Origin of the sequence: Yersinia mollaretii ATCC 43969 (assembly GCF_013282725.1) — a bacterium.
Taxonomy (GTDB): Bacteria; Pseudomonadota; Gammaproteobacteria; order Enterobacterales; family Enterobacteriaceae; genus Yersinia; species Yersinia mollaretii.
The window spans coordinates 3886307-3909982 of sequence record NZ_CP054043.1 but is presented as its reverse complement, the minus strand read 5'-3'; the positions used below and the strand labels follow the sequence as shown (position 1 = coordinate 3909982).

Below are 23676 nucleotides of genomic sequence, written 5' to 3'. Positions count from 1 at the left end.
ATAACACTCTTGCTATCATTATTTACATTTCAGGCAATGGCTTTTTCGCTAGATGATGTGGCTAAACAGGCACAGGCGCTAGCAGGCAAAAGCTTTGAGGCACCGAAAAGTAACCTTCCATCGCAATTTCGCGACATGAAATTTGCCGACTATCAGCAGATTCAGTTTAACCACGATAAGTCCTATTGGAGCAAACTGGATACGCCATTCAAGTTAGAGTTTTATCATCAGGGCATGTATTTCGACACCCCGGTGCAGATTAATGAAGTCACCGCGAGCAGTGTTAAACCGATTAATTACAGCCCCGACTATTTCAACTTCGGTTCCGTGAAGCACGATCCTGATTCTGTCAAAAATCTGGGCTTTGCCGGTTTCAAAGTGCTCTATCCGATTAATAAAGCGGATAAAAAAGATGAAATCGTCAGTATGCTCGGTGCCAGCTATTTTCGCGTGATTGGTAAAGGGCAAGTTTATGGTCTTTCTGCTCGTGGGTTGGCGATTGATACCGCTTTAGCTTCGGGTGAGGAGTTCCCGCGTTTTCGCGAGTTCTGGATTGAGCGGCCGAAACCCAATGATAAACATCTGGTTATATATGCGCTGCTCGACTCCCCGCGCGCCACGGGTGCTTATAAGTTTATTATCTATCCGGGCCGTGACACCACGATTGATGTGCAGGCTAAAGTCTTCCTGCGCGATAAAGTGGAGAAACTGGGCATCGCGCCATTAACCAGCATGTTCCTGTTTGGCCCAAGCCAGCCGTCGGCGGTGTTGAACTATCGTCCGGCATTGCATGATTCCAACGGTCTTTCTATTCATGCCGGTAATGGTGAATGGATTTGGCGACCGCTGAATAATCCAAAACATCTCTCTGTCAGCACCTATACGGTTGAAAATCCAAAAGGATTTGGTCTGCTGCAACGTGGCCGTGAATTCTCACAATATGAGGATTTAGATGACCGCTACGATCTGCGCCCTAGTGCTTGGGTTGAACCTCGTGGTGATTGGGGCAAAGGTAAAGTCGAGCTGGTGGAGATCCCTACCGCCGATGAAACCAACGATAACATTGTGGCGTTTTGGACCCCAGACGTGTTGCCTGATGCGAAAAAATCACTCGATCTGAACTATCGCCTGCACTTCACCCGTGATGAAGAGAAGCTGCACTCACCGGATGTGGCCTACGTCAAACAGACTTTGCGCTCAACCGGAGATGTAAAACAGTCGAATTTGATTCGTGAGCCTGATGGCAGTGTGGCGTTCTTGGTTGATTTTGTCGGCCCGTCGCTGAAAGCACTGGATGAGGCTACGCCCTTGGCGTCGCAAGTCAGTGTCGATGATAATGGCGAACTGATCGAAAACAGTGTGCGCTACAACCCGGTCACCAAGGGCTGGCGTTTGACACTGCGGCTGAAAGTTAAGGACGCGAAAAAGCCCATAGAGATGCGCGCTGCGCTGGCTAATGGGGATAAAACACTGACTGAAACCTGGAGCTATCAGCTACCTGCCGATGAATAAGTCAACTCAATCTCCTGTTCAGGATTATATTGCGGACTTGCCCCTGACTGCGCAGCAACAAGGGGCACTGCGCGCGGCTCTCCCTGAAGATGTGCTACTCGATAGCACGTCTGATGCCATGTTGCGTTTGCATCAACAATTAGCGGCCAACAGCGCCGAAAGCACCGCTTTTGCTGCACAAGACAGCGCACTGGCGTCAGTCAATGCCCGTCTGCAAGCGGCCTGGCCGGATGCCGTTAAGGGCGAAAATGTGCTGGGGCAAGACAGTGAAGGGCGCACGGTGATTCATGCTACACCGCCCATCAAGCGCACCAGCATGGCCCCGCAAGCTTGGCGGACCAATCCGGTCGGGCGGTTTTGGGACTCCCTGCTAGGCCGCAATCCGGTGTCACGGGCGCAAACTGACGAGCAGGCCATTGCTGAGAAAAAGTGGCGCAGTGTCGGTTCTCTGCGCCGCTACATATTGCTGATATTGATAGTGCTGCAAACCGCTATTGCGACCAGCTATATGAAGACCATCCTGCCTTATCAGGGCTGGGCACTGCTCGATCCTTTAGAGATAGTGAAGCAGAACTGGCAAGTTTCAGTGATGCAACTGCTGCCTTATTTACTGCAAACCGGCATCCTGATCCTGTTTGCCATCCTATTTTGCTGGGTGTCGGCAGGGTTCTGGACCGCGCTGATGGGCTTCCTGCAACTGATGATTGGCAAAGACAAATACAGCATATCGTCCACCATCAAAGGGGATGAGGCGCTCAATCCGGCCCACCGGACGGCGTTGATTATGCCGATTTGTAATGAGGACGTGGAGCGGGTGTTTGCCGGTTTACGCGCCACTTATGAGTCTGTGGCGGCGACAGGGCAGCTTGAGCACTTTGATATCTATGTGCTGAGTGACAGCTATGATCCCGATATCTGTGTTGCGGAGCAGAAGGCGTGGCTGGAGCTGTGTCGTGATGTCGAGGGGCATGGCCGCATTTTCTATCGCCGCCGTCGCCGTCGGGTGAAACGCAAAAGCGGCAATATCGACGATTTTTGCCGCCGTTGGGGCAGCCAGTACAGCTATATGGTGATTCTGGATGCCGATAGTGTGATGAGTGGTGAGTGTTTGACCGGGCTGGTGCGGCTGATGGAAGCCAATCCGAATGCCGGCATCATTCAGTCGGCACCGAAAGCTTCTGGCATGGATACCCTGTACGCCCGCATTCAGCAGTTTGCGACGCGGGTCTATGGCCCTTTGTTCACTGCGGGTTTGCATTACTGGCAGTTGGGTGAATCCCATTACTGGGGTCATAACGCCATTATTAGGGTGAAACCTTTTATCGAGCACTGTGCTTTGGCACCTTTGCCGGGCGAAGGCTCTTTCGCCGGTTCCATCCTGTCACATGATTTCGTGGAAGCGGCACTCATGCGCCGCGCCGGATGGGGGGTGTGGATTGCTTATGACCTGCCGGGCAGCTACGAAGAGTTGCCGCCTAACTTGCTGGATGAGTTAAAACGTGACCGCCGTTGGTGTCATGGCAACCTGATGAACTTCCGCCTATTTTTGGTGAAGGGGATGCATCCGGTTCACCGCGCGGTCTTCCTTACGGGGGTGATGTCCTATCTCTCAGCCCCCCTGTGGTTTATGTTTTTGGTGCTCTGTACCGCATTACAAGCGGTGCACACCCTGATGGAGCCGCAATACTTCCTGCAACCGCGTCAGTTGTTCCCGGTCTGGCCGCAGTGGCGACCTGAACTCGCCATTGGTCTGTTCTCCACCACCTTGGTGTTGCTGTTCTTGCCAAAGTTACTCAGCATCATTTTGATCTGGGCCAAAGGCGCGAAAGAGTATGGCGGGGCGATTCGGTTGCTGCTCTCCATGCTGTCGGAGATGCTGTTCTCGGTACTGCTGGCACCGGTGCGGATGCTATTCCACACGGTATTTGTGGTCAGCGCCTTCCTCGGCTGGTCAGTACAGTGGAATTCGCCGCAGCGCGATGATGATGCCACGCCGTGGAGTGAAGCCATGGTGCGCCACGGCCCGCAACTGCTGCTGGGGTTGGTCTGGGCGGGTGGGGTTGCGTGGCTGGATCTGCGCTTCCTGTGGTGGTTATCGCCGATCGTCTTCTCGCTGATTCTCTCTCCGGTGGTCTCGGTGCTCTCCAGCCGTCGGACTCTGGGGCTGGCCAGCAAGCGCGCTAAGTTGTTCCTGATCCCGGAAGAGTACAATCCGCCGAAGGAGCTGCTGGCGACAGAAGCCTACCTGAAGCTGAACCATCAGCGGGCGCTGAGTGATGGCTTCTTCCATGCGGTGATGAACCCGGCCTATAACGCCCTCGCTAGTGCCATGGCTACTGCCCGTCATCACACTCGGGCGATTATTGAGCAGGTTCGTGCCGAGCGAGTGGCATTGGCACTGGAAGCCGGGCCGGATAAATTGGCGAAATTACAGCGCCTTGAGCTGCTCAGCGACCCAGTGCTGATCTCTCGTCTGCACCAGCAAGTGTGGCAGCAGCCGGAGCAGTATCGCGTCTGGAACCGCTATTATCGTCAACTGGCGCATAATCAGCAGGCGTTTCCCGCCGTGAAGTAACGACAACAGAGTGATTGTTATACTGACAAAGAACGGGCATACATCATGTATTGCCCGTTTTTTTTGTTCTGCGAAGCTAAAAGAGTGATTACGTGAATCTCATCGTTAAACTGATACAACGACCCAATATCATCATCCGCACACTGTTACTGGGGATTGTTCTGTTGTCAGCTTAGAATCGATTTATACAAGATTTGTATGAGTCGCTGGCTCATTATCACGCCTAATAAAACCATCAATGATTAATATTATTAGGAGTCAATATGAGCTTTAGCGTAGGGAATCTCAACAGAGTTGTTACTACTGCGTTCAAAAATACCACGAATGACAGTCGTTTTCATAAAGCAGATATGAAATCACTGACAAGCATGATGAAGGAAATAAAAAACAATCCTACTCAGGGACCGTTTAATCGAATCAGCCAGTCTGAGGCAAATTCTTTTAACCAAAAAATCGATACGATGATTAGTACACTGAACGCGCAGGGTTCAGCGATGAAAGACGAAAAAATGGCTTCACTGGTTGGCCTGAAAACTGCGTTAACAAAAATCACTACACAAAGTGAGAGTAAAAAAACGGAATTTTCTTCCAAGCTTGATGATAAAAAAATAAAAAAAGATGATTTAATGAGTAGTTTGGGTAATGGAACCCAGAGAGGTTTTGGTATCAATTTGAACGTTACTTCTAACCGACAGGATTTGATGTAATAACAACCCGTTAAATTAGTAATACAAAAACCCCGTTCACTCAAAGTAGCTTAAGTGAACGGAGTTTTATTTATCGAGAGTAAACAGTAATAATCAGGCGGCTTGCTGCCCTTGGGTGTTATTCATCATCCGACGAATCGGCACGATAAGCAGGATCAGCACGGCAGCACAGATCACCAGAGCAATTGAGCAGCGCGCAAATAGAGTCGGCAACATATCGAGCTGATCGGCTTTCACATGCCCGCCAATCAAGCCCGCCGCCAAGTTACCCAGCGAACTAGCGCAGAACCACAGCCCCATAACCTGACCGCGCATTCTCTCCGGTGCCAATAAGGTCATGGTCGCCAAGCCAATCGGGCTGAGACACAACTCACCCAGTGTCAGCAACAGAATACTCATCACCAGCCACAGCGGGGAGACCCCTTCACCGCCACTGTTAAGCACATGCTGTGCCGCGTACATCATCACCGCGAAACCGGCGGCAGCACATAAAATCCCAATCACGAATTTAGTGATGCTGCTAGGCTGAATCTTCTTCTTCGCCAGTGCTGGCCATGCCCAACTGAATACTGGCGCTAAGATAATGATAAACAGCGCGTTAATCGACTGGAACCAGACGGTTGGGATCTCAAAACCCATCAAGTTGCGGTTGGTGTAGTCATTGGCAAACAGGTTAAAGGAGGTGGGTTTCTGCTCGAAAGCGGACCAGAAGAAGGCCGCTGAAACCAGCAGAATAAAGCACACCAGCAAGCGGGCGCGATCTTTACGGCTCAACTTGGCGAAGGCGAACAGATAGACGAAATAGAGGGTCACCGAGGCGGCAATCAGATAGACCAGCAAGCTGGCCACCAGCACTGGGTTAATCGGGATAATCCCATTTGAAATCAGCGCGATGATCGCCACGACCAGCACCATAATGGCCGCCACCCACTTGCCCACACCTTGGCGTTTATTGGTCGGCCGATTCCAGCTTGAGTCTAAACCCACTTCGGCGTCATAGCGTTTCATTGATGGGATGGCGATGTAACGGAAAATCAGCAATGCCACCAGCATCCCAATCCCGCCAATACCAAAGCCCCAATGCCAGCCGTGGGTCTTAAGCAGCCAGCCAGAGAGCAGCGGCGCGATAAACGACCCCATATTGATGCCCATATAGAACAGGGAGAAGCCCCCGTCGCGGCGAGCATCACCCGGCTTATACAGTGTCCCGACCATCACCGAAATACAGGTTTTGAACAGCCCTGTACCCAGCACGATAAACACTAAACCGATAAAGAACAGGTCATTGCCGAAGAAGGCCGATAAGGCGATCGACAAGTGACCCAGCGCAATCAGAATCGAGCCATACCAGACCGCGCGTTGCTGACCGAGCCAGTTATCCGCCAGCCAGCCGCCGGGCAGGGCGGCCAGATACATGCTACCGGCAAAGATGCCGACGATAGCCGAAGCTTGTTCGCGGGGCAGACCCATACCGCCATCAAAAACCGTGGCGGCCATAAACAGAATCAGCAGGGGGCGGATGCCGTAAAATGAGAAGCGCTCCCACATTTCAGACAAAAACAGTCCGCTGAGCGGATAAGGATGGCCAAAGAACGTTCGGCCACCTGACGAGTTAATGGAGGTTTGCATAAAGTCATCCCTTAGAATTTAACGTCATATTAACGTCGTTTTTTGTTATCTGTCGGGTCTTATATCGTATTTTTAGATGAAAAGTCGATACTCATAACAATTATCAACCAGTTAAAGCTGAATGTGATTATTTTTTCGGCTTTTTATCGGGAGATCACAGAGGTGAGGAGGATACAGAGCAAAGCGCCGAGAAAAACGCCGGAAAGCGGGTGTTTTTTATCCCGGCGTGTAGACGGATGTTGACTGTTAGGGCGCAGGCGCCAGGTTATCTGTCTTGCGTTTGTTGAACATCGTGCTGCCGTGGTTTTGCCGGATGGCGCTGTAAACACCAGTAGGAGTAAAGGGCATTAAACAGCACCACGGCGGCTGTGACGCAGAAGACAGCGCGGAAGCCGTAACTGGCGGAGACCGCCGCTCCAAGCAGCGGGCCACTGACATTACCGACATCACGAAACGACTGGTTATAGCTGAAAATTCGGCCTGCCACCTGATTGGTGCAGTTATAAATCAATAGTGTTTGCACCGCAGGCAGTAGCGCGCCATCCGTCGCCCCCAATAAAAAGCGCAGAATGCCCAGTTGCAACGGGGTCTGAACAAAGGCCATCGGAATCAGTATCAGCACTGAGAGTGCCAACATGGCAATCAGAATGCGCTCTGGGCCGATTCTATCCCCCAGCTTGCCTAATCGCGGGGCACTCATCAGCGCCGCGACCCCCGGTACTGAGGCAATCATGCCACTGACAAAGGCCAAATTATGAATGTCACCCGCCAACTCGCGCACATAGAGTGTCAGGATCGGGGCAATGGAGCCAGTTGCCACCTGAATGATCATGGTGGTGATAAACAGGCTGAGGATTAACTTAGGGTTTTTCAGCGAGTTAAACACTTGCCGCCCATTCAGCATATCTTTCTTCAGCACGGGGGAAAATTGCTCTCTGACATACAACCAAGTCATCGCAAAGCAGAGAAACAGCACCCCTGCGGTAATAAAGAACACCGGGCGCAAGCCATAGTTATCTGCCAGCAGGCCGCCAATCAGTGGCCCAATTAGCGCGCCACTGACCCCACCGGTGGAGAGGGTGCCCAATGCCCAGCCGCTTCGGCTGCGCGGCACTTGCGTGGCAATCAGCGCATTGGCATTCGGAATAAAGCCCCCCAGCAAGCCCAGCAGTGCGCGTAATGCTAGAAATTGCCAGATATTTTGCGCCATCCCCATCAACACCATCACAATCCCCATACCCAATGCGGAGCGCAACAGCATCACTTTGCGGCCTTTGCGATCAGCAAGGCTCCCCCAGAAAGGGGCGGCGATAGCCGAAAATAAGAAGGTGATACTGAACACCAACCCAGACCACATGTTCAGTGATTGGTGACCGCTCACACCTAGCTCCTCCACATAGAGTGGCAGGAAGGGCATGATCAAACTAAAGGCCGCGCCAGTGAGAAAGCAGCCTAGCCAAGTGACAAAGAGGTTTCGCTTCCAATTAACTGGTTGTCGTGCCGGAGTCATAATCTACCGAATATGCAAGTGATTGTTTTTAAACAAATGGACTGTTATTAAACAGGCAGATCGCTTTGCATCTCTCTATTCGTCGATTGGGCGTTTGAAGGGGCAAAGCGCAAGAAGAAAACAGTTAGCTTGATAAGTATGCGCTTATGAGGGGGTGACATCAATAAGATGAATGTGAGTTTTTGTTAAAATGGAATGTCAGTTTGAAATGGCGGAATATGTTTATTTCGTTTAGTGCTAAGCCGTGGGCCTCACACATAAAAAAACCACTCCCGAAATCCGTGGAGTGGCTTTCTGTCACCGCTAAGGGTTGTCTATCACGCTAAGGGCTTTCTATCCCCGCGAAGGGCTTAGCGATAAGCTTCATTCTTGGTCACCGAGTAACGGCCACTCCCCAGTAACATAATGGCGATACCGCCAAGGAAGTACATGGCTTCGTTTTCCAGACCCCATGCACCGACCTGAGTCAGGGTAAAGAATTTACCTGTCCCGACCATCAACACGGCCACCAGCAGGTTAACCGCATAAATAAAGGCCGCAGGGCGAGTGAACAGACCCAGAATAATCAGCAGTGGGGTAATGATTTCGCCAATGTAAACGCCATAAGCCACAAAACTGGGAATACCTTGCGCCTGTAAAGATTCAGCAATCCAACTGGTGCCGTGCTGAATTTTAGCTACGCCATGGAACAGCATCAAAATACCGAACGTCAGGCGCAATAAGAGTTTGCCGCCGTCTTGATGATTTGTTAACCGTGTGAACCAGAGATTTAAACTTGCCAACATAAGTAGACCCCTATTAAGGAAATAACCACATAATAACTAGCATTAATTACTTTTAATTATCTGTCAGATAGATGCCATGTTTCTACCGGATAAAACTGACAGACTATATCAAAAAAACTGATATAAACTAATTCTCATTATCATTCGTGTTATTGCCTTTCGGAATAAGCAGGTCTACTCATAGAGCGAAGGTGCACCCTCTGGACGGGTTTTAAACCGCCGATGCAGCCACATATACTGGTCAGTGGCTTGGGTAATCTCTTTTTCGATCACTTTATTCATAAAGGCGGCGGCCACGACTTCGTTTTCCAGCGGGAAGTTTTCAACAGCGGGCTGCAAAATCAGTTGATAGCCTTTACCATCCGGCAAACGCCGTGGCGTGAAGGGAATCACCGCCGGTTTGCCCATGCGCACCAGCAGGTAAGTCCCGGTGGTGGTGGCCGCTTGATCGACGGCGAATAGCGGCACAAAGACACTGCTGCGCGGGCCGTAATCATGATCCGGCGCGTACCAGATAATCTCGCCCTGTTTTAGGCTGCGGACCATCCCTTTCAGGTCTTTGCGGTCCAGCATGGCTTTATTGGAGCGCATCCGCCCCCACGTCTGCATCCAGTCCATGGCCTTATTATCATGGGGGCGATAGACGCCAATCCCCGGATTGTAGATACCGAAGATGCGGGCACCCAGCTCCAGCGTCAGAAAATGTAAACCAATCAGCAGCACCCCTTTGCCCTCATCACGGGCTTTCTGGATGTGCTCTAGCCCGCTGACACTGCACCAGCGCTCAATTCGCCAGTTCGGCCAAAACCAAGCCATGCCGGTTTCAAATAGCCCCATTCCGACTGACTCAAAATTCTTCACCAGCAGCAGATCGCGCTCCGCTTGCGGCATGTCGGGGAAGCACAGCTCCAGATTGCGCTGCGTGATCCGTTTACGCCGTTTGAGAAAACGCATAGAGAAGCGGCCCAGCGAAGTGCCCATGGAATAGATAGCGGGGTAGGGGAGCAGTACTAACAGGTAGAGAATGCCGAGGCCGATCCAAGTCAGCCAATAACGAGGGTGTAGCAGTGATCGATCAAAAGAGGGAACTTGCATATCTGTTCTCAGCGTCATTGTAATTCATTGGGACAGTTAACAATTATTCATGATGGCGGACATGTAATGCAGTAATGAATATAGCGCATTAGTGAATCTTGAGGGGCAGTCCATGCCAACCTGTTTAGCTGTCTCATCAGTGGTTGAAGATAGACCATTGTGGCATTTTTAGCGTGCTACGGGAAAAAAGACCGCACCAAAAAGCCATTTCGTTGAATATTCCGACAGATAAGTCACAGATCTGAATGCAAATTAACCAAAAATCAATCTGAATGATGATGCTTTTGATGTATAAATAAGCATCATCAGCATTCAGCGGAGAATTGGTAATGTCAGCAGCAAAATTCAGTGCGGGGTTATTGGCTGTCGGCGGCCTGTTGGGTTACTTCGGAGCCTATTGGCAGACGAAATCATTGCTGATCGCCGCCGGAATTGCCCTGCTAGCCGGGATTATTGTCTCTGGCTTTACTGATCGTGTGAATTTTGCCGATGAGGATCATCACTGAAAGGGATAAAACCGGGCAATGGGCATTGCTCGTGGCGTGATGTGCTGCGCGATGGGTAAGCGCTAATGATGTGTCGCCTCACTGTTTCAGGTATTATATGCGCCGCACGGGGAAGCCGGTGCCCACTATATCAGTTCTATTGCGCGATGAATGACCTTAGTTCGCCATCTAATGGCTGACGTAACCCATTGAGCAGTAATTAAATATCTATCAGTAACCTCTTTGAAAGACAGGAACGTACACCATGCCAGTGTTACATAACCGAATTTCTAATGAGGAACTTAAAGCGCGCATGTTGGCTGAAACCGAACCGCGCACCACAGTTTCTTTTTATAAATATTTCACCTTAGAAGATGCCAAAGCCTTCCGCGATAGCCTCTACAGTCAATTCGTTAAACTCGGGGTATTTGGCCGGGTTTATGTGGCGAAAGAGGGGATCAATGCCCAAATTAGTGTGCCCGCTAACCGCTATGACGAATTCAAAGCCGCGCTGTTTGCCTCACACCCGGCACTGGATCAGGTGCGCCTGAATGTGGCCCATGAAGATGACGGTAAGTCATTTTGGGTGCTGCGCCTGAAAGTTCGTGAGCGCATTGTGGCTGACGGCATTGATGACGACAGCTTTGATCCCAGCAATGTGGGGCACTATCTGAAAGCGGATCAGGTCAATCAAATGATTGATGACCCAGATACCTTGTTTGTTGATATGCGTAACCACTATGAATACGAAGTGGGCCATTTCGAAAACGCGATAGAAGTGCCGTCTGATACCTTCCGTGAGCAACTGCCGATGGCGGTTGACATGCTGCAACATGACAAAGAGAAGAATATTGTCATGTACTGTACCGGCGGGATTCGCTGCGAAAAAGCCAGCGCCTACATGTTACACAACGGCTTTAAAAACGTTTATCACGTTGAAGGTGGGATCATTGAATATGCCCGCAAAGCGAAAGAGCAAGGTTTGCCGTTGAAATTTATCGGCAAAAATTTTGTTTTTGATGAGCGGATGGGCGAGCGGATTTCTGACGATATTATCGCGCATTGCCATCAATGTGGTACCGCTTGTGATGCGCATACCAATTGCAAAAATGATGGTTGCCACTTGCTGTTTATTCAGTGCCCAGTTTGCGCGGCTAAATTTGAAGGTTGCTGTAGTCAGATTTGCCAAGAAGAGCTGAAATTGCCGCAGGAAGAGCAACGCTCTCGTCGGGCAGGGCGTGAGAACGGCATCAAGATTTTTAATAAATCGAAAGGGCTGTTGCAAACCACTATGCATATTCCAATGCCAGAAAAGGGTGCGGATAATAAAGAGTGATACCTAATTAATCTGGATGTTAACCTGCGGGTTATACTATTAAAGAGAGGCGTTGTCGGTTATTTTATTCGATAGCGTCTTTTTTTTGCCATTTTGAGCGGTGGCAGTTCCAATACAAGGATTGATAATGACAACACCTGTGGTAAGTCACCAAGGGTTACGGCTGGTTGCTATGCTGGCAATGCTGGTGGTAATTATGGCCGGAATTAAAGCGGCATCACCGATTGTAGTGCCATTCTTACTGGCTATTTTTCTCTCTATTGTACTGAATCCATTGGTGAAATTACTTGAGAAAATAAAAATCCCCCGTACGCTGGCAATTGTCTTATTGGTCACCCTCATTATTTTACTGATGGCACTGCTCTTTAGCCGTTTGGGTGTTTCATTAAATGAATTTGCCCGCTCATTACCGCAATATCGTGGCATGATGCTGGAGAAAATGCGCGATCTGCAAGAGTTCGCCATGCGCTTTAATATTGAGTTCTCAGTGGATGACATCATGAAGCATGTCGATCCCAGCACTGCCGTGAACTTTGTTACCCGGCTGCTGAGCCATCTTTCCGGGGCGATGGCGAGCACCTTCTTATTGCTGATGACCGTAGTCTTTATGTTATTTGAAGTGGAACGCTTGCCTTATAAAATGCAGCTTATGTTTGATAATCCAGAGCAGGGCAATGCGATTCTCAAACGTGCGCTGAATGGGGTAACTCACTATCTGGTAATCAAAACCATTATTAGCATCGCGACGGGGATTGTTATCTGGTTATTCCTAGCGGCGATGGGCGTCAGATTTGCTTTCCTCTGGGGGCTGTTGGCTTTTGTTCTGAATTACATTCCCAACATCGGGTCAGTATTAGCGGCTATTCCGCCTATTATTCAGGCGCTACTGTTTAACGGTTTTGCTGATGCTTTTGCGGTTACTGGCGGCTACATTCTAATCAACCTGATTGGCGGTAATATTATTGATCCACGAATGATGGGCCGTGGTTTGGGGCTATCAACATTGGTAGTGTTCTTATCACTGATTTTCTGGGGCTGGCTATTAGGGCCAATAGGTATGCTGCTCTCCGTTCCCTTAACCATCATTGCTAAGATTGCACTTGAGCTAACCCCCGCGGGGTATAAATTTGCAGTTTTACTGAGTGACGGTAAACCGGCCAAAACTGAGTAGCGCAGGCTAGTTGTTATCGTCTACGGGCCTCGGGTGAATTGCCACCCGTTGGCCTGAAGAGTGAAGAGAGGTTAAGCAGTATCGAGGCATTAATTAGATTAATAGAAAAAGAAATAAATATCTAATGCCAGCAGAATCAACCATAGGCAGATATAGAGCAATAGGTGCTCTCGCACATTATTGATAACCATCGAGAGCAATTTATCTAACATACTGGCTGCCTGTGGCTAAAATCGTTGCTCATTATAGGGAGTTTTAATTTAGCAAACAACAAGCTAGCAGACTAAATTCCAGTATCTGGAAACAGATAGAACAGTGGGTGTCTGGATAATCAGAGCCATGAAATAGTCGGTGTTTCATCAAAAACATCAAATTAAATGTAACCATTTTTCTAACCGCAAGTTATTTTCAGCGATATTAATCCGGTTACATTTCTATCAAAATTACTTATGTGTTGGCTTAATTAATAATGATTTCAATATAAATACTTAAAAACATTATAAATAAAGCATAGCTCCAGCCGATTTCTAACTTTGATTTTCTCGGTAATATGTCGTTTATGCGAATAAACGGTGCTATCACTGATATTCAATTTTCTGGCAATACGGTAATTGGGCATCTCCATCATCCAGTAGCACATCACTTTATGCTCTTGCGGACTAAACAGCGATGATGGGCAGGGCAAATGCGGTTTGCGCATATCATTTGATATATCCGCAAGCTTTTGCAGCAGTTCCGGTAAATACCTTTTTGCCAAAATGGAGACTGAATCAGTCAAGGGAATGGGGGTTTCACTGAATGGGTAGGAGGCATCCAGATAGATATAGACTTTAGCTTTACCACAACAATTTAAAAATTGTTCAAGTAATGGGCAGTGCCCGCCGAATCGACAATATTTCGTCAGATTAACAATAATGATATCGGGAGAAAAATCATTAATAGCTAATGTCGCCTGCTCGACAGTAGGTGAATCCATTAAATTAAGCGATACAGAGCTATTAAAATAAGTATTTACCCCGGATCGGGTATAAAAGCATTCATCAATAATTAATATTTTCATGTGACATACATCCTTGTCTAACAGCAACCATACCTGGCCGCATACAAGGTTAAGGTAAGCCTCAGATACCTAAAACGTCAATTCGGGATTATCGAGCGATTTAAACGGAATACACGAGTAAATGTTATGTATGCCATGAAAGCAGCAACACTTTATACCAAAAAATAGGTATAAATGACATAAATAAAAACGAGGCGACTTATTTTTTATTAAAATAGTCGCCGATAAAAATGGGGGAAGCGAAGAGGGACGTTTTGAGGCTAAGGGTGAGCGAAGCGAGACAAAGAAAAAGCAGAAATATCAATGGGTGACGGCTTATTTTGTGCGAAGAACGCTGCCACTTCCCCCAACGCAGTCGCAAATTTAAACCCATGACCACTTAAGCCCGTCACCACCATAATATCCCTGTTATCCGGTAGCGTATCAATGATGAAGTCTTCATCAGGGCTCATATCATAGCTACATGAGGCACCCCGCAGGCAGACGCCGACACCTGGCAAAAAATTCCGTAAAAATCCAAAAACTTCCGTACCATCTTCGGCGTAACTGCCAAAAGGTTTGCGCTGTGCCGCTGACTCGATAGGTTGCCCGCCATTATGTTTGCCGAGTTTAAGCTCCTCATTTTGTGAGGGAAAACCATAATAATGGATATTATCGGGTGTCTCTACGGTAAAGGCTGGGAAATGGTTCTCTTCACTATAGCGGCCATCGGCATGATGCCAGGAGAAGACTTTGCGAACTGCGGTCACGGGCAATGAGGGAATCAGTTCTTTGACCCAAGTACCGGCGGTGACCACGACCTTTTTAGCACTGTAGGTACCATCAATGGTGACGACATCGACCCCCTCATCCAGCGGGACAATCGCGGTGACCGGGCAATTGAATAAGATACCGCAGCCCGCCTCAGTGACAGCCTTAATTAATGTTTTTATGGCTAATTCGGAACGCAAAAAACCCGCTTGTGGCTCAAACACGCCAACATAATTATCCGGGATGGCAAATACTGGCCATTTTTCGCGGACCTGCGCCGCCGTTAACGTCTCTACTGGCAAATGATAGTGTTGCGCGCTCTGTTGTGCATTTTGCAGAAAAGTTGAATTATCTGGCCCCAAATTAAGCACACCACTGGCCTGAAATAACTTTTCACCGGTTTGCGCTGACAGTTGATCCCAAAGCGCCTGAGCACGTAATACCAGCGGGACATATTTCTCACCTTCACCATATGCATGGCGAATGATTCGTGTGTCGCCATGGTGGCTACCAGATTGATGAGGTGGCATCGCGCTGTCAATCATCAGCACGTTTAAACCGGCTTGTGAGGCGTAGTAGCCAGCGGCAGAGCCAACAGAACCGCTACCAATGACAATCAAATCGTAATCCATATTTTGCACCTTGGAAAATATCGTTGCTGGCTTTATTCGACACGTTTTGGGTTGGTTGTGCGTATTTATCGTAGTATTGACCAAAACGATTTCAATTCAGAAACAATAAAAACTAAAACGATAGTAATAACACGGGAGTGAGGGGAGAAAAAGGGATGTTCACCCTATGGCGGTGGGAGTGGTTAATAAAAAAGCACCAAGTGATATTCACTGGTGCCTGTTTTTGAGAGCATTGAGAAATTAATGGGTGGACAAAAATTAATGCTTACGGTGATCAAGATCTTGATATTCTGATGACTCAATTTTAGCAATGCCTGCTTCTAAAATATTTATTAATTGGCGTGCAACATCGGTCGTTAACCAGAGCGTTCTATCAACCAGCGCATCTTCTGGCGGCTGATCCATGGAAGACAGGTAATGAAGACGTATCATCATCGCGTCGTATACATCCACAGTGCTGATATCCCAACCGACAAGCGGGTGAGTCTGAATAACTTCATCATTTCTGTCCATAAAGACCCCTTATATAGTAGTTACTGACGGGAGTGACTAATGAGGATCAATGCGGCTCTTTATCAAGTGAGCTTTTTCAGTATACGCAACCGCTAATAAATTGGGTGATTATCCACGGATCTTTACAAATTATTTATTTTCTGATGATTAATTAATCGAGGAAGAGTGATAGAAGCGCTGAGGTAAACGGCATAGCTTACGCTTTATTTAAAAAAGCCGAGGAGCGACTCCCCGGCAAAAACAGCATTGTAGTGGGTTACTTCGCGTCAAACCAATCGTCAGCGCTTTCCCATATTTCTTGTAATATTTCAGAGATCAGATCTTTATCTGTTTTAGCACCGCCCAAAACAGAAAGGTTATTTGCTCCGGCGTAACGCACTTGCACTGTGGTGCGGGTGTCCGGAAATTTTGAATCCAGCCGTTTGCTTAATTCATGGGTTAGCGCTTCGATAGCACCTGCGGGTAATTGGTTTTTTTTATCAATACTGACTTCGACACGCATATCTGGCCCTCCGAATATTTATACTGTTTATTTATACAGTGTAAGTATTCAGGTTGCAAGTGACTGATATAAAATTTTTCAAGGGCAGGGAGTGAGACTCTCTGCCCCTAATTAATATCAGTTTTTAACTGACCAATTCAGGCTTTGGCCTGCCAGATAAGGAACGATCGATTCGCTCCCCAGCGAAATCTCTTCCGGTTGTTGGCTGGGGATACGAACCAACTCAACAAAATCGTCATTAACCGGCAGGTTATAGAAACGCGGACCATTTAAGGAACAGAATGCTTCCAAATGCTGTAGGGCGTTCATCTCTTCAAACACGGTTGTATAAGCAGGCAGTGCTGATGGTGCATTGAACACCCCCGCACAGCCACAGGATGACTCTTTGCGGTGTTTGGCGTGAGGTGCTGAGTCGGTTCCAAGGAAGAAACGATCTGAGCCACTGGCAATAACCTGCCGCAAGGCTTCTTGATGTGTACTGCGTTTCAGTATTGGCAGACAGAATAAATGGGGGCGAATGCCACCGACTAACATGTGATTACGGTTAAACATCAGATGTTGCGGGGTGATAGTCGCACCAAGAAAACGATTGCCTGCCAGTACATAATCGGCAGCATCTTTGGTGGTGATATGCTCAAAGACAATTTTTAGCTCAGGGAATTTGCGGCGAATCGGTTCCATGATTTGATCAATAAAACGTGCTTCACGATCAAAGATATCGACTGCGGCGTCCGTGACTTCACCGTGGATAAGCAGCGGCATACCTATTTTTTGCATCTGCTCAAACAAGGGATATATCGCTGGGATATCGGATACACCATGATTTGAGTTGGTGGTGGCATTGGCCGGATAGAGTTTTGCCGCCGTAAATACGCCTTGCTCAAAACCGGTGGTCAGCTCATTGATATCAAGCGTATCTGTCAGATAACACGTCATTAATGGTGTGAATTTATGCCCAGTCGGTACAGCCGCCAGAATACGATCCCGATACGCAATAGCACTGGCAACAGTGGTAATGGGCGGGGCCAGATTCGGCATGACAATAGCTCTGGCAAACACCTCGGAGGTATAAGGCAGCACGGTACTGAGCATTTCGTCATCACGTAAGTGAATATGCCAGTCATCTGGGCGGCGAATTTTCAGGGTTTGGGGTTGTGCAGTCATTCAACGAGCTCCGCAGTCATGATGAGATTTCGGGTTTTTAATGCTGTTTCCGGCGGGGTGTAAGGATAAGCGGAAAGTGTGCAGGATGCATCTGATTGTTAGGGTTAAGTTGAAAACATTGTGGGTGGCGAGTTGAAAATAGTGCAAAAAGGGCATCTTATAGGGGGGCTTTAGATGAAGTTGTCCGCGAAGATGAGCGGTTGATTAGCCATAAAATACGCAAATTGAATGTACTGTATGGGAGAATTACGATGGAAGTCCGAGTCATTGCCAGTTTAGTGGCCAAGCCTGAATTTGTGAATGAAGTCAAAGAGGCGGTTCATCAGATTATAGAACCGAGTCGTGAGGAGAAGGGGAATCTGCAATATGATCTCCACGCTGAAAACGACCAAAAGGGTTCTTTTGTATTTTTCGAGCGCTGGGCGTCTGATGAAGCACTGGACAAACATAATAAATCGCAACATTTCCGCGATTTTGTCAAATCAATAGATGGCAAGCTAGAAAGCATTGAAATTAAGAAATTGAAACAGATAGCCTAAGCGTTACGTAAAAAAACCCGCCGAAGCGGGTTTTATTTTGCCTATTTGCATTTAACAATAATGCATTTATTCGACAGGACGTGGCTTTGTCGCAGGTGCCGTTGCCTGAGTGGCAGCAGCGTGTGCACCCGCAGAGCCTTTACCAGCAAAATCAAAGGCTGGGCGATCCCAATGACCTTGGGTTTGCGACTCTGGCGCATAATCCGGTGCCGGTGCTTTGGTCATCGGTGCAGAAGCGTAGTGTTTGAATAACACGCCTTCAGGGAGCGCGGCAGCGGGCTGTTGCTGTACTGCTGCAACTGGCGTGTCATCGGTGACAGGTTCAGTCACATGCACTGCTTCAGCGGCAGTTATAACGTTAGCTTCAGTCTCGTTCGTCTCTTCAACCGTCGCTTCAGCAACGACTGTTTCAGCGACAATGGTCTCTTCAACGACAGGTTCTTCAACGATGGCGACTTCTTCAACGGCCGTTTCAGCAACAAGTGTTTCTTCAGCTTGGTTTATTTCAACCTGAGTATCTTCAACCACAGCTTCAGGCACGATAGCCTCTTCAACGACAGGGGCGGCTTCAATCACTTCTGCTACTGGCTCAGCGATAACTTCAGGCACAACAACAGGTGCACGACCAGGAACGGTGGCAACTGAAGATGAAGAACCTCCGGGCTTATGCTGCGGCGCTGGCGTTGGAGCAATAGTTTCAGTCACAGCTGCGACAACCACTGGTGCTGCGATGATGGCTGCAGGAACATTTACCGGTGCTTCGACGACTAGCACCTCGGCTACCGCAACTTCTACTGCGGCAACCTCGACTGGCAGTTGCTCTTCAACCGGATTCTCAACAAAGGCAGCTTGTTCAAACGGTTGAGCGACTGGATAACGAACCCAAACTTTACCCGATGCCATTTCTGGTGAGGCGAAAGCACCCGCCAAAGGCATAGCAGATTGAGTCGGATAGCGCTCATCACGATAGCGACGACGGCGTTGACCACTGACACGCAGGTGACGAGGTGAGCGGCGTGAACGACGCGGCATGCCATTTTCATTGTTGGCATTGCGATCATTAGTCGCTTCATCATCTGCCTGAGCCGTTGCCTGTGGCAGTAACTTCACCTCTTCCTGCACGGCTGGTGCAGCAAAAGTCGCTATTGGCTCACTGGCCGGGGCAACCTGAGAAGTGCTTTCCTGTGTATTCAGTTCATCGTTCGCTGATTGAATACGGACTTTCTGATTCAATTGGCGACGTTGACGACGTTGCATAACCTGTTGACGCTCTTCTTGCTCAGGTTGTGCTTCTTCGACACTGACGACAGGAACATCAACGTTAGCTTTAACATCCTGCGGTGCCTGGCGTTTGTCATCCTGACGACGGCGCTGGCGATCACCACGGCGTTGCGGCTGCTCTTCACGCTGCTCTTTATCGGCTTCAACAATATCAGTTGATGTCGGTGCTACAGCAGTTTGTTGAGCTGGACGCTTATTATTACGGCGTTGATCTTCACGACCTTCACGATTGGCATTGTCGCGACCATTATTGTCACGAGCACTGTTGTCACGATTATTATCGCGGTTGGCGTTATCACGGCCATTATTGTCACGGCTCGCGTTATCACGACCTTCGCGTGGTGTGCGGTCACCACGATCTTTGCGGCCATTGTTTTGGCGGCGCGGATTACGGCGATCATTACGACGATTTTCGCTAGTTTCGGTTTTCTCAACTTCAACCGGTTTAACTTCGGCTTCAGGTGATGAACTGAAGATGCCTTTCAGCCCAGTGAGCAGGCGGCTAAATAAGCCAGGTTGCTCAGCGGTGGTAGAAGCCGCAGTCTGTGGTGCCGCAGCAGGTTTAGCACTGACGGGCGCAGGTGTTGACTCCGGCGGTACTTCAGTCGGTAAAGAGAATGTCGCCAGCGCAGGTTGCTCTGGGCGCTTACGCTCAATGGTGGCCTCTTCCTGCGGTTGTGCCATTTCTGCTTCGTGCAGTTGTGGCAACAGGTAGCTAAGGGAAGGAACTTCCTCGCCTTTACGTACCCGAAGGACAGAGTAGTGTGGTGTTTGCATCTGATCGTTTGGCACGATCACGGCACGCACGCCGCCTTGACGTTTCTCAATGGCGTTCACTGATTCACGTTTTTCGTTGAGCAGGTACGAAGCGATCTGTACCGGCACAATAGCGTGAACTTCATGGGTATTTTCTTTCAGCGCTTCTTCTTCAATCAAACGCAGAATAGAGAGCGACAGGGATTCGTTATCACGCACTGTACCGGTGCCGCTACAGCGTGGGCAAACGTGGTGACTTGACTCACCCAGTGATGGACTGAGGCGCTGACGGGACATCTCCAACAAACCAAAGCGGGAGATGCGGCCAATCTGGATACGGGCACGGTCTTGACGGACAGCGTCGCGTAAACGGTTTTCCACTTCACGTTGATGACGCACTGGGGTCATATCGATGAAGTCGATGACAATAAGTCCACCCAAGTCACGTAAACGTAACTGACGGGCAATTTCATCCGCAGCTTCAAGGTTAGTATTGAAGGCCGTCTCTTCGATATCACCACCACGAGTTGCGCGTGCGGAGTTGATATCAATCGCGGTCAGGGCTTCGGTGGTGTCGATAACGATAGAACCACCCGATGGCAGACGCACTTCGCGCTGGAATGCAGATTCGATCTGCGACTCAATCTGGTAGTGGCTGAACAGTGGGATTTCACCGCTATAGAGTTTAATTTTGCTACTGAAATCCGGGCGACCTAACGCGGCGATATGCTCTTTCGCCAACTCGAGAACTTTCGGGTTGTCGATCAGAATTTCGCCGATGTCTGGGCGCAGGTAATCACGGAAAGCACGGACAATCACGTTACTTTCCTGATGGATCAGGAACGGTGCAGGGCGACCCTCCGCCGCTTTTTTAATCGCATCCCAGTGCTTCAGGCGGAATGACAAGTCCCATTGCAGCGCGTCAGCAGATTTACCAACACCCGCAGTACGGACAATCAGACCCATGCCATCAGGCAATTGCAGAGAGGATAGGGCTTCTTTCAATTCAGTGCGGTCATCACCTTCGATACGGCGAGAAATACCACCGGCTCGTGGGTTGTTTGGCATCAGAACCAAATAGCTGCCAGCCAGGCTGATGAACGTCGTGAGCGCGGCACCTTTATTACCACGCTCTTCTTTATCAACCTGAACAATAACTTCTTGGCCTTCGCGCAGCACATCTTTGATGTTCGGGCGGCCATGGGAAGAGTAATTACTAGGGAAATATTCGCGAGAAATTTCTTTTAGTGGGAGGAAACCATGCCGTTCAGCGCCGTAATCAACAAAGGCGGCTTCCAGACTGGGTTCGATTCGGGTGATTTTACCTTTGTAAATATTCGCTTTTTTCTGTTCATGGCCTGGACTTTCAATATCCAAATCATACAGCCGCTGTCCATCTACAAGGGCAACACGCAACTCTTCTTGCTGAGTTGCGTTAATCAACATTCTTTTCATCTTTACTTACTCATTATTTTTACATTGGCGTTAGAACTGCGGGCAAATTAACCTCATGGTCGGGTAAACCGATGACCCCGAGTCTTCTAGCAAAGCCGTCAACCTCACGGTTGTCGCCTGCATAGGGGCGCATTATTTCGGTAAGCCTGTGTTTCGTTCTGAAAAACAGCGCTTTTATATAAAGGGCAGCTTCTGAATATAAGACAACAGAGCTTTACCCACTTGCCGACCAAGCTGCAACCCGCAGCCCGCTAATTGCTTGATTTCACATTACGTCTTACGCCATTGCTGCGTTTTTGTGTGATCAGGCAAATCTTTTTATTCCACAAGTCTCTTGGTCTAACGAGAATCAACGCAGAATTACTGTCATTATTCCATTGCTGACACTGATATAGCAAGATGACTTTACCTGTCTACATAAAGATTCTTTTACTGTTTCCACAGTGTTAGCGGCTATCGTTGTCTTATTAAACAATAAATGCACGCAAACGTTATCTCTAATTAGCCAGAATGACAGTTAAGCACAGAAAAAGGGGTGGCGCTAATTCCTCGGTGTATTTAGAATCGCGCCCCATGAAAACGAATAATCCAGCAGTACAATTAATCACCATCTCAGCCGATGAAGCGGGCCAGCGGATCGATAACTTTTTGCTCGCCAAATTGAAAGGTGTGCCCAAAAGTATGATCTACCGTATCGTACGCAAAGGTGAGGTTCGCGTTAATAAAGGGCGCATTAAGCCAGAGTATAAACTGGCTGACGGTGATGTGGTGCGAGTGCCACCGGTGCGCGTTGCAGAGCGTGAAGAGATTCAGGTATCAGCTAAACTTGATAAAGTCGCGGCGTTGGCCGATTGCATTTTATTTGAGGACGATTACCTCTTGGTGCTGAACAAGCCTTCAGGCACTGCGGTACACGGTGGTAGTGGTTTAAGTTTCGGCGTGATTGAAGCATTGCGCGCACTGCGCCCCGAAGCTCGTTTTTTGGAGTTGGTTCACCGCCTTGACCGTGATACCTCGGGTGTCTTACTGATCGCCAAAAAACGCTCGGCGTTGCGCTCTTTGCATGAGCAGTTGCGCTTGAAAGGGATGCAGAAAGATTATCTGGCGTTAGTGCGTGGTCAGTGGCAATCCCACTGCAAAGCTGTGCAGGCACCGTTGCTGAAAAATATTATGCAAAGTGGCGAGCGGGTAGTGAAAGTGAGCAGTGAAGGCAAGCCTTCAGAAACACGCTTTAAAGTCGAAGAGCGTTTTGAGCACGCGACGCTGGTTAAAGCCAGCCCAATTACGGGCCGTACTCACCAGATTCGTGTTCATGCACTTCATGCCGGGCATCCCATCGCCTTTGATGATCGCTATGGTGACCGTGAGTTTGACCAACAATTGCAAGGAACAGGGCTGCATCGCCTATTCCTGCATGCCGCCGCATTACGCTTTGAGCACCCGAATACCGGTGAAACAATGCGTATTGAAGCACCGCTGGATAATCAGCTACGCCATTGTTTACTGATGTTGCGTAAGAAAGCGGCAGTTTAATGCCGCTTAGCGTAATGGATTTACCCCTTGCTCAATTAACATTCGGGTGAGGGCAATGAGCGGCAGGCCGATGAGAGTATTTGGATCACGGCCTGACAATCGCTCAAATAGAGTGATACCCAACCCTTCACTTTTAAAACTGCCCGCGCAATTCCACGGTTGTTCTCGCGTCAAGTAGCCATCGATTTCGGCTTCGTTTAAGGTGCGGAAATAAACATCATAAGTTTCACAAAGACAATTGTTGCTACCCGTTGCTGTGTTGAACAGCGCCAAACCGGTATAAAAAGTGACACATTGGCCACTGGCTTGCTGTAATTGTTTCATCGCGTTGGCATAATTGTGGGGTTTTCCGACGATGTCGCCGTTAATCACACAAACTTGATCTGAGCCAATAATCATATGTTGTGGGTAATGTACCGCCAGTGCTTGGGCCTTTGCTTGCGCTAACCGTTGCACCAGCGCGTCAGCGGACTCCCCCAATAATGGCGTCTCATCAATCTCTGGCGCGGCGGTAACGAAGGGTAATTGCAGCTTTTCGAGTAAGGTGCGGCGATAGGGTGAGGTTGAAGCAAGAACAAGTTGCGGCATAATATTTTCCATAAACCGTGGCGTAATTTAATCAGGCATTTTAAACTGTCTACCGCTTCGGAAGCGAATATTGGTGAAAGGTGCGGTAAAACGGCCTT

The 23676-nt window shown here is 48.8% G+C and carries 20 protein-coding genes; 8 read left to right on the top strand and 12 right to left on the bottom strand.

The window, feature by feature from the left end:
- The first annotated feature begins 36 nt into the window (after positions 1-36).
- From HRD69_RS17465 to HRD69_RS17455, 3 genes are all read left to right on the top strand, one after another.
- Positions 37-1512 carry a glucan biosynthesis protein G gene (locus HRD69_RS17465; RefSeq protein ID WP_230817594.1) on the top strand — a complete coding sequence of 492 codons (1476 nt, stop codon included), beginning with the start codon at positions 37-39 and terminating at the stop codon, positions 1510-1512.
- Positions 1505-4087, top strand: coding sequence for a glucans biosynthesis glucosyltransferase MdoH (gene mdoH / locus HRD69_RS17460; RefSeq protein ID WP_050413167.1), 2583 nt, complete (start codon positions 1505-1507; stop codon positions 4085-4087). Before HRD69_RS17465 ends, mdoH begins: the two co-directional genes overlap by 8 nt.
- Positions 4088-4350: 263 nt before the next feature.
- A complete protein-coding gene (locus HRD69_RS17455) occupies positions 4351-4794 on the top strand; it encodes a hypothetical protein (protein WP_032813195.1) in 444 nt (147 codons plus the stop codon).
- A gap of 93 nt (positions 4795-4887) precedes the next feature.
- Here the strand turns inward: HRD69_RS17455 and HRD69_RS17450 are convergent, their stop codons facing one another.
- The 4 genes from HRD69_RS17450 to HRD69_RS17435 form a co-directional block, all read right to left on the bottom strand.
- Positions 4888-6423 carry a peptide MFS transporter gene (locus HRD69_RS17450; RefSeq protein ID WP_004873840.1) on the bottom strand — a complete coding sequence of 512 codons (1536 nt, stop codon included), beginning with the start codon at positions 6421-6423 and terminating at the stop codon, positions 4888-4890.
- Positions 6424-6688: 265 nt separating this feature from the next.
- A complete protein-coding gene (gene mdtG / locus HRD69_RS17445; RefSeq protein WP_032813197.1) occupies positions 6689-7933 on the bottom strand; it encodes a multidrug efflux MFS transporter MdtG in 1245 nt (414 codons plus the stop codon).
- Positions 7934-8283: 350 nt separating this feature from the next.
- Positions 8284-8718: a DoxX family protein gene (locus tag HRD69_RS17440; protein ID WP_004873842.1), complete on the bottom strand. Its 435-nt coding sequence runs from the start codon at positions 8716-8718 to the stop codon at positions 8284-8286.
- 174 nt (positions 8719-8892) lie between these two features.
- On the bottom strand, positions 8893-9813 hold the full coding sequence (locus HRD69_RS17435) for a Kdo(2)-lipid IV(A) acyltransferase (RefSeq protein WP_004873843.1): 921 nt from the start codon (positions 9811-9813) through the stop codon (positions 8893-8895).
- Between the two features lie 329 nt (positions 9814-10142).
- Between HRD69_RS17435 and HRD69_RS17430 the strand changes: the two genes are divergently transcribed.
- From HRD69_RS17430 to HRD69_RS17420, 3 genes are all read left to right on the top strand, one after another.
- On the top strand, positions 10143-10319 hold the full coding sequence (locus tag HRD69_RS17430; RefSeq protein ID WP_004873844.1) for a hypothetical protein: 177 nt from the start codon (positions 10143-10145) through the stop codon (positions 10317-10319).
- Between the two features lie 244 nt (positions 10320-10563).
- Positions 10564-11634, top strand: coding sequence for an oxygen-dependent tRNA uridine(34) hydroxylase TrhO (gene trhO, locus HRD69_RS17425; protein ID WP_004873845.1), 1071 nt, complete (start codon positions 10564-10566; stop codon positions 11632-11634).
- A gap of 127 nt (positions 11635-11761) precedes the next feature.
- On the top strand, positions 11762-12805 hold the full coding sequence (locus HRD69_RS17420) for an AI-2E family transporter (protein ID WP_032813199.1): 1044 nt from the start codon (positions 11762-11764) through the stop codon (positions 12803-12805).
- Between the two features lie 98 nt (positions 12806-12903).
- Here HRD69_RS17420 and HRD69_RS17415 read toward each other — a convergent pair whose 3' ends face one another.
- The 6 genes from HRD69_RS17415 to pyrC all read right to left on the bottom strand — a co-directional run bounded on the left by HRD69_RS17415 (position 12904) and on the right by pyrC (position 17426).
- Entirely contained in the window at positions 12904-13017 is a 114-nt protein-coding gene (locus HRD69_RS17415) for a DUF2770 family protein (RefSeq protein ID WP_004873847.1), read from the bottom strand.
- A 263-nt stretch (positions 13018-13280) separates the two neighbouring features.
- Positions 13281-13865 (bottom strand): LuxR C-terminal-related transcriptional regulator, encoded by a 585-nt coding sequence (locus HRD69_RS17410; RefSeq protein ID WP_004873848.1) that lies wholly within the window; start codon positions 13863-13865, stop codon positions 13281-13283.
- Between the two features lie 260 nt (positions 13866-14125).
- A complete protein-coding gene (solA, locus tag HRD69_RS17405; RefSeq protein WP_172984627.1) occupies positions 14126-15247 on the bottom strand; it encodes an N-methyl-L-tryptophan oxidase in 1122 nt (373 codons plus the stop codon).
- Between the two features lie 258 nt (positions 15248-15505).
- On the bottom strand, positions 15506-15760 hold the full coding sequence (bssS, locus tag HRD69_RS17400) for a biofilm formation regulator BssS (protein ID WP_032813201.1): 255 nt from the start codon (positions 15758-15760) through the stop codon (positions 15506-15508).
- Between the two features lie 256 nt (positions 15761-16016).
- On the bottom strand, positions 16017-16262 hold the full coding sequence (gene dinI / locus HRD69_RS17395) for a DNA damage-inducible protein I (protein ID WP_004873852.1): 246 nt from the start codon (positions 16260-16262) through the stop codon (positions 16017-16019).
- A gap of 117 nt (positions 16263-16379) precedes the next feature.
- Positions 16380-17426 carry a dihydroorotase gene (gene pyrC / locus HRD69_RS17390; protein WP_004873853.1) on the bottom strand — a complete coding sequence of 349 codons (1047 nt, stop codon included), beginning with the start codon at positions 17424-17426 and terminating at the stop codon, positions 16380-16382.
- A 251-nt stretch (positions 17427-17677) separates the two neighbouring features.
- On the opposite strand from pyrC, the gene HRD69_RS17385 reads away from it, so the two are divergent.
- Positions 17678-17965, top strand: coding sequence for a putative quinol monooxygenase (locus HRD69_RS17385; protein WP_004873854.1), 288 nt, complete (start codon positions 17678-17680; stop codon positions 17963-17965).
- 66 nt (positions 17966-18031) lie between these two features.
- On the opposite strand, the gene rne is transcribed toward HRD69_RS17385, so the two are convergent.
- The gene (gene rne / locus HRD69_RS17380) at positions 18032-21457 is read right to left on the bottom strand and encodes a ribonuclease E (RefSeq protein ID WP_032813202.1); all 3426 of its coding nucleotides are present in this window, start codon (positions 21455-21457) and stop codon (positions 18032-18034) included.
- Positions 21458-22030: 573 nt separating this feature from the next.
- Between rne and rluC the strand changes: the two genes are divergently transcribed.
- Positions 22031-22990 (top strand): 23S rRNA pseudouridine(955/2504/2580) synthase RluC, encoded by a 960-nt coding sequence (rluC, locus tag HRD69_RS17375; RefSeq protein WP_004873856.1) that lies wholly within the window; start codon positions 22031-22033, stop codon positions 22988-22990.
- Between the two features lie 6 nt (positions 22991-22996).
- On the opposite strand, the gene HRD69_RS17370 is transcribed toward rluC, so the two are convergent.
- Positions 22997-23578 (bottom strand): Maf family protein, encoded by a 582-nt coding sequence (locus tag HRD69_RS17370; protein ID WP_032813203.1) that lies wholly within the window; start codon positions 23576-23578, stop codon positions 22997-22999.
- Between the last annotated feature and the right edge of the window lie 98 nt (positions 23579-23676).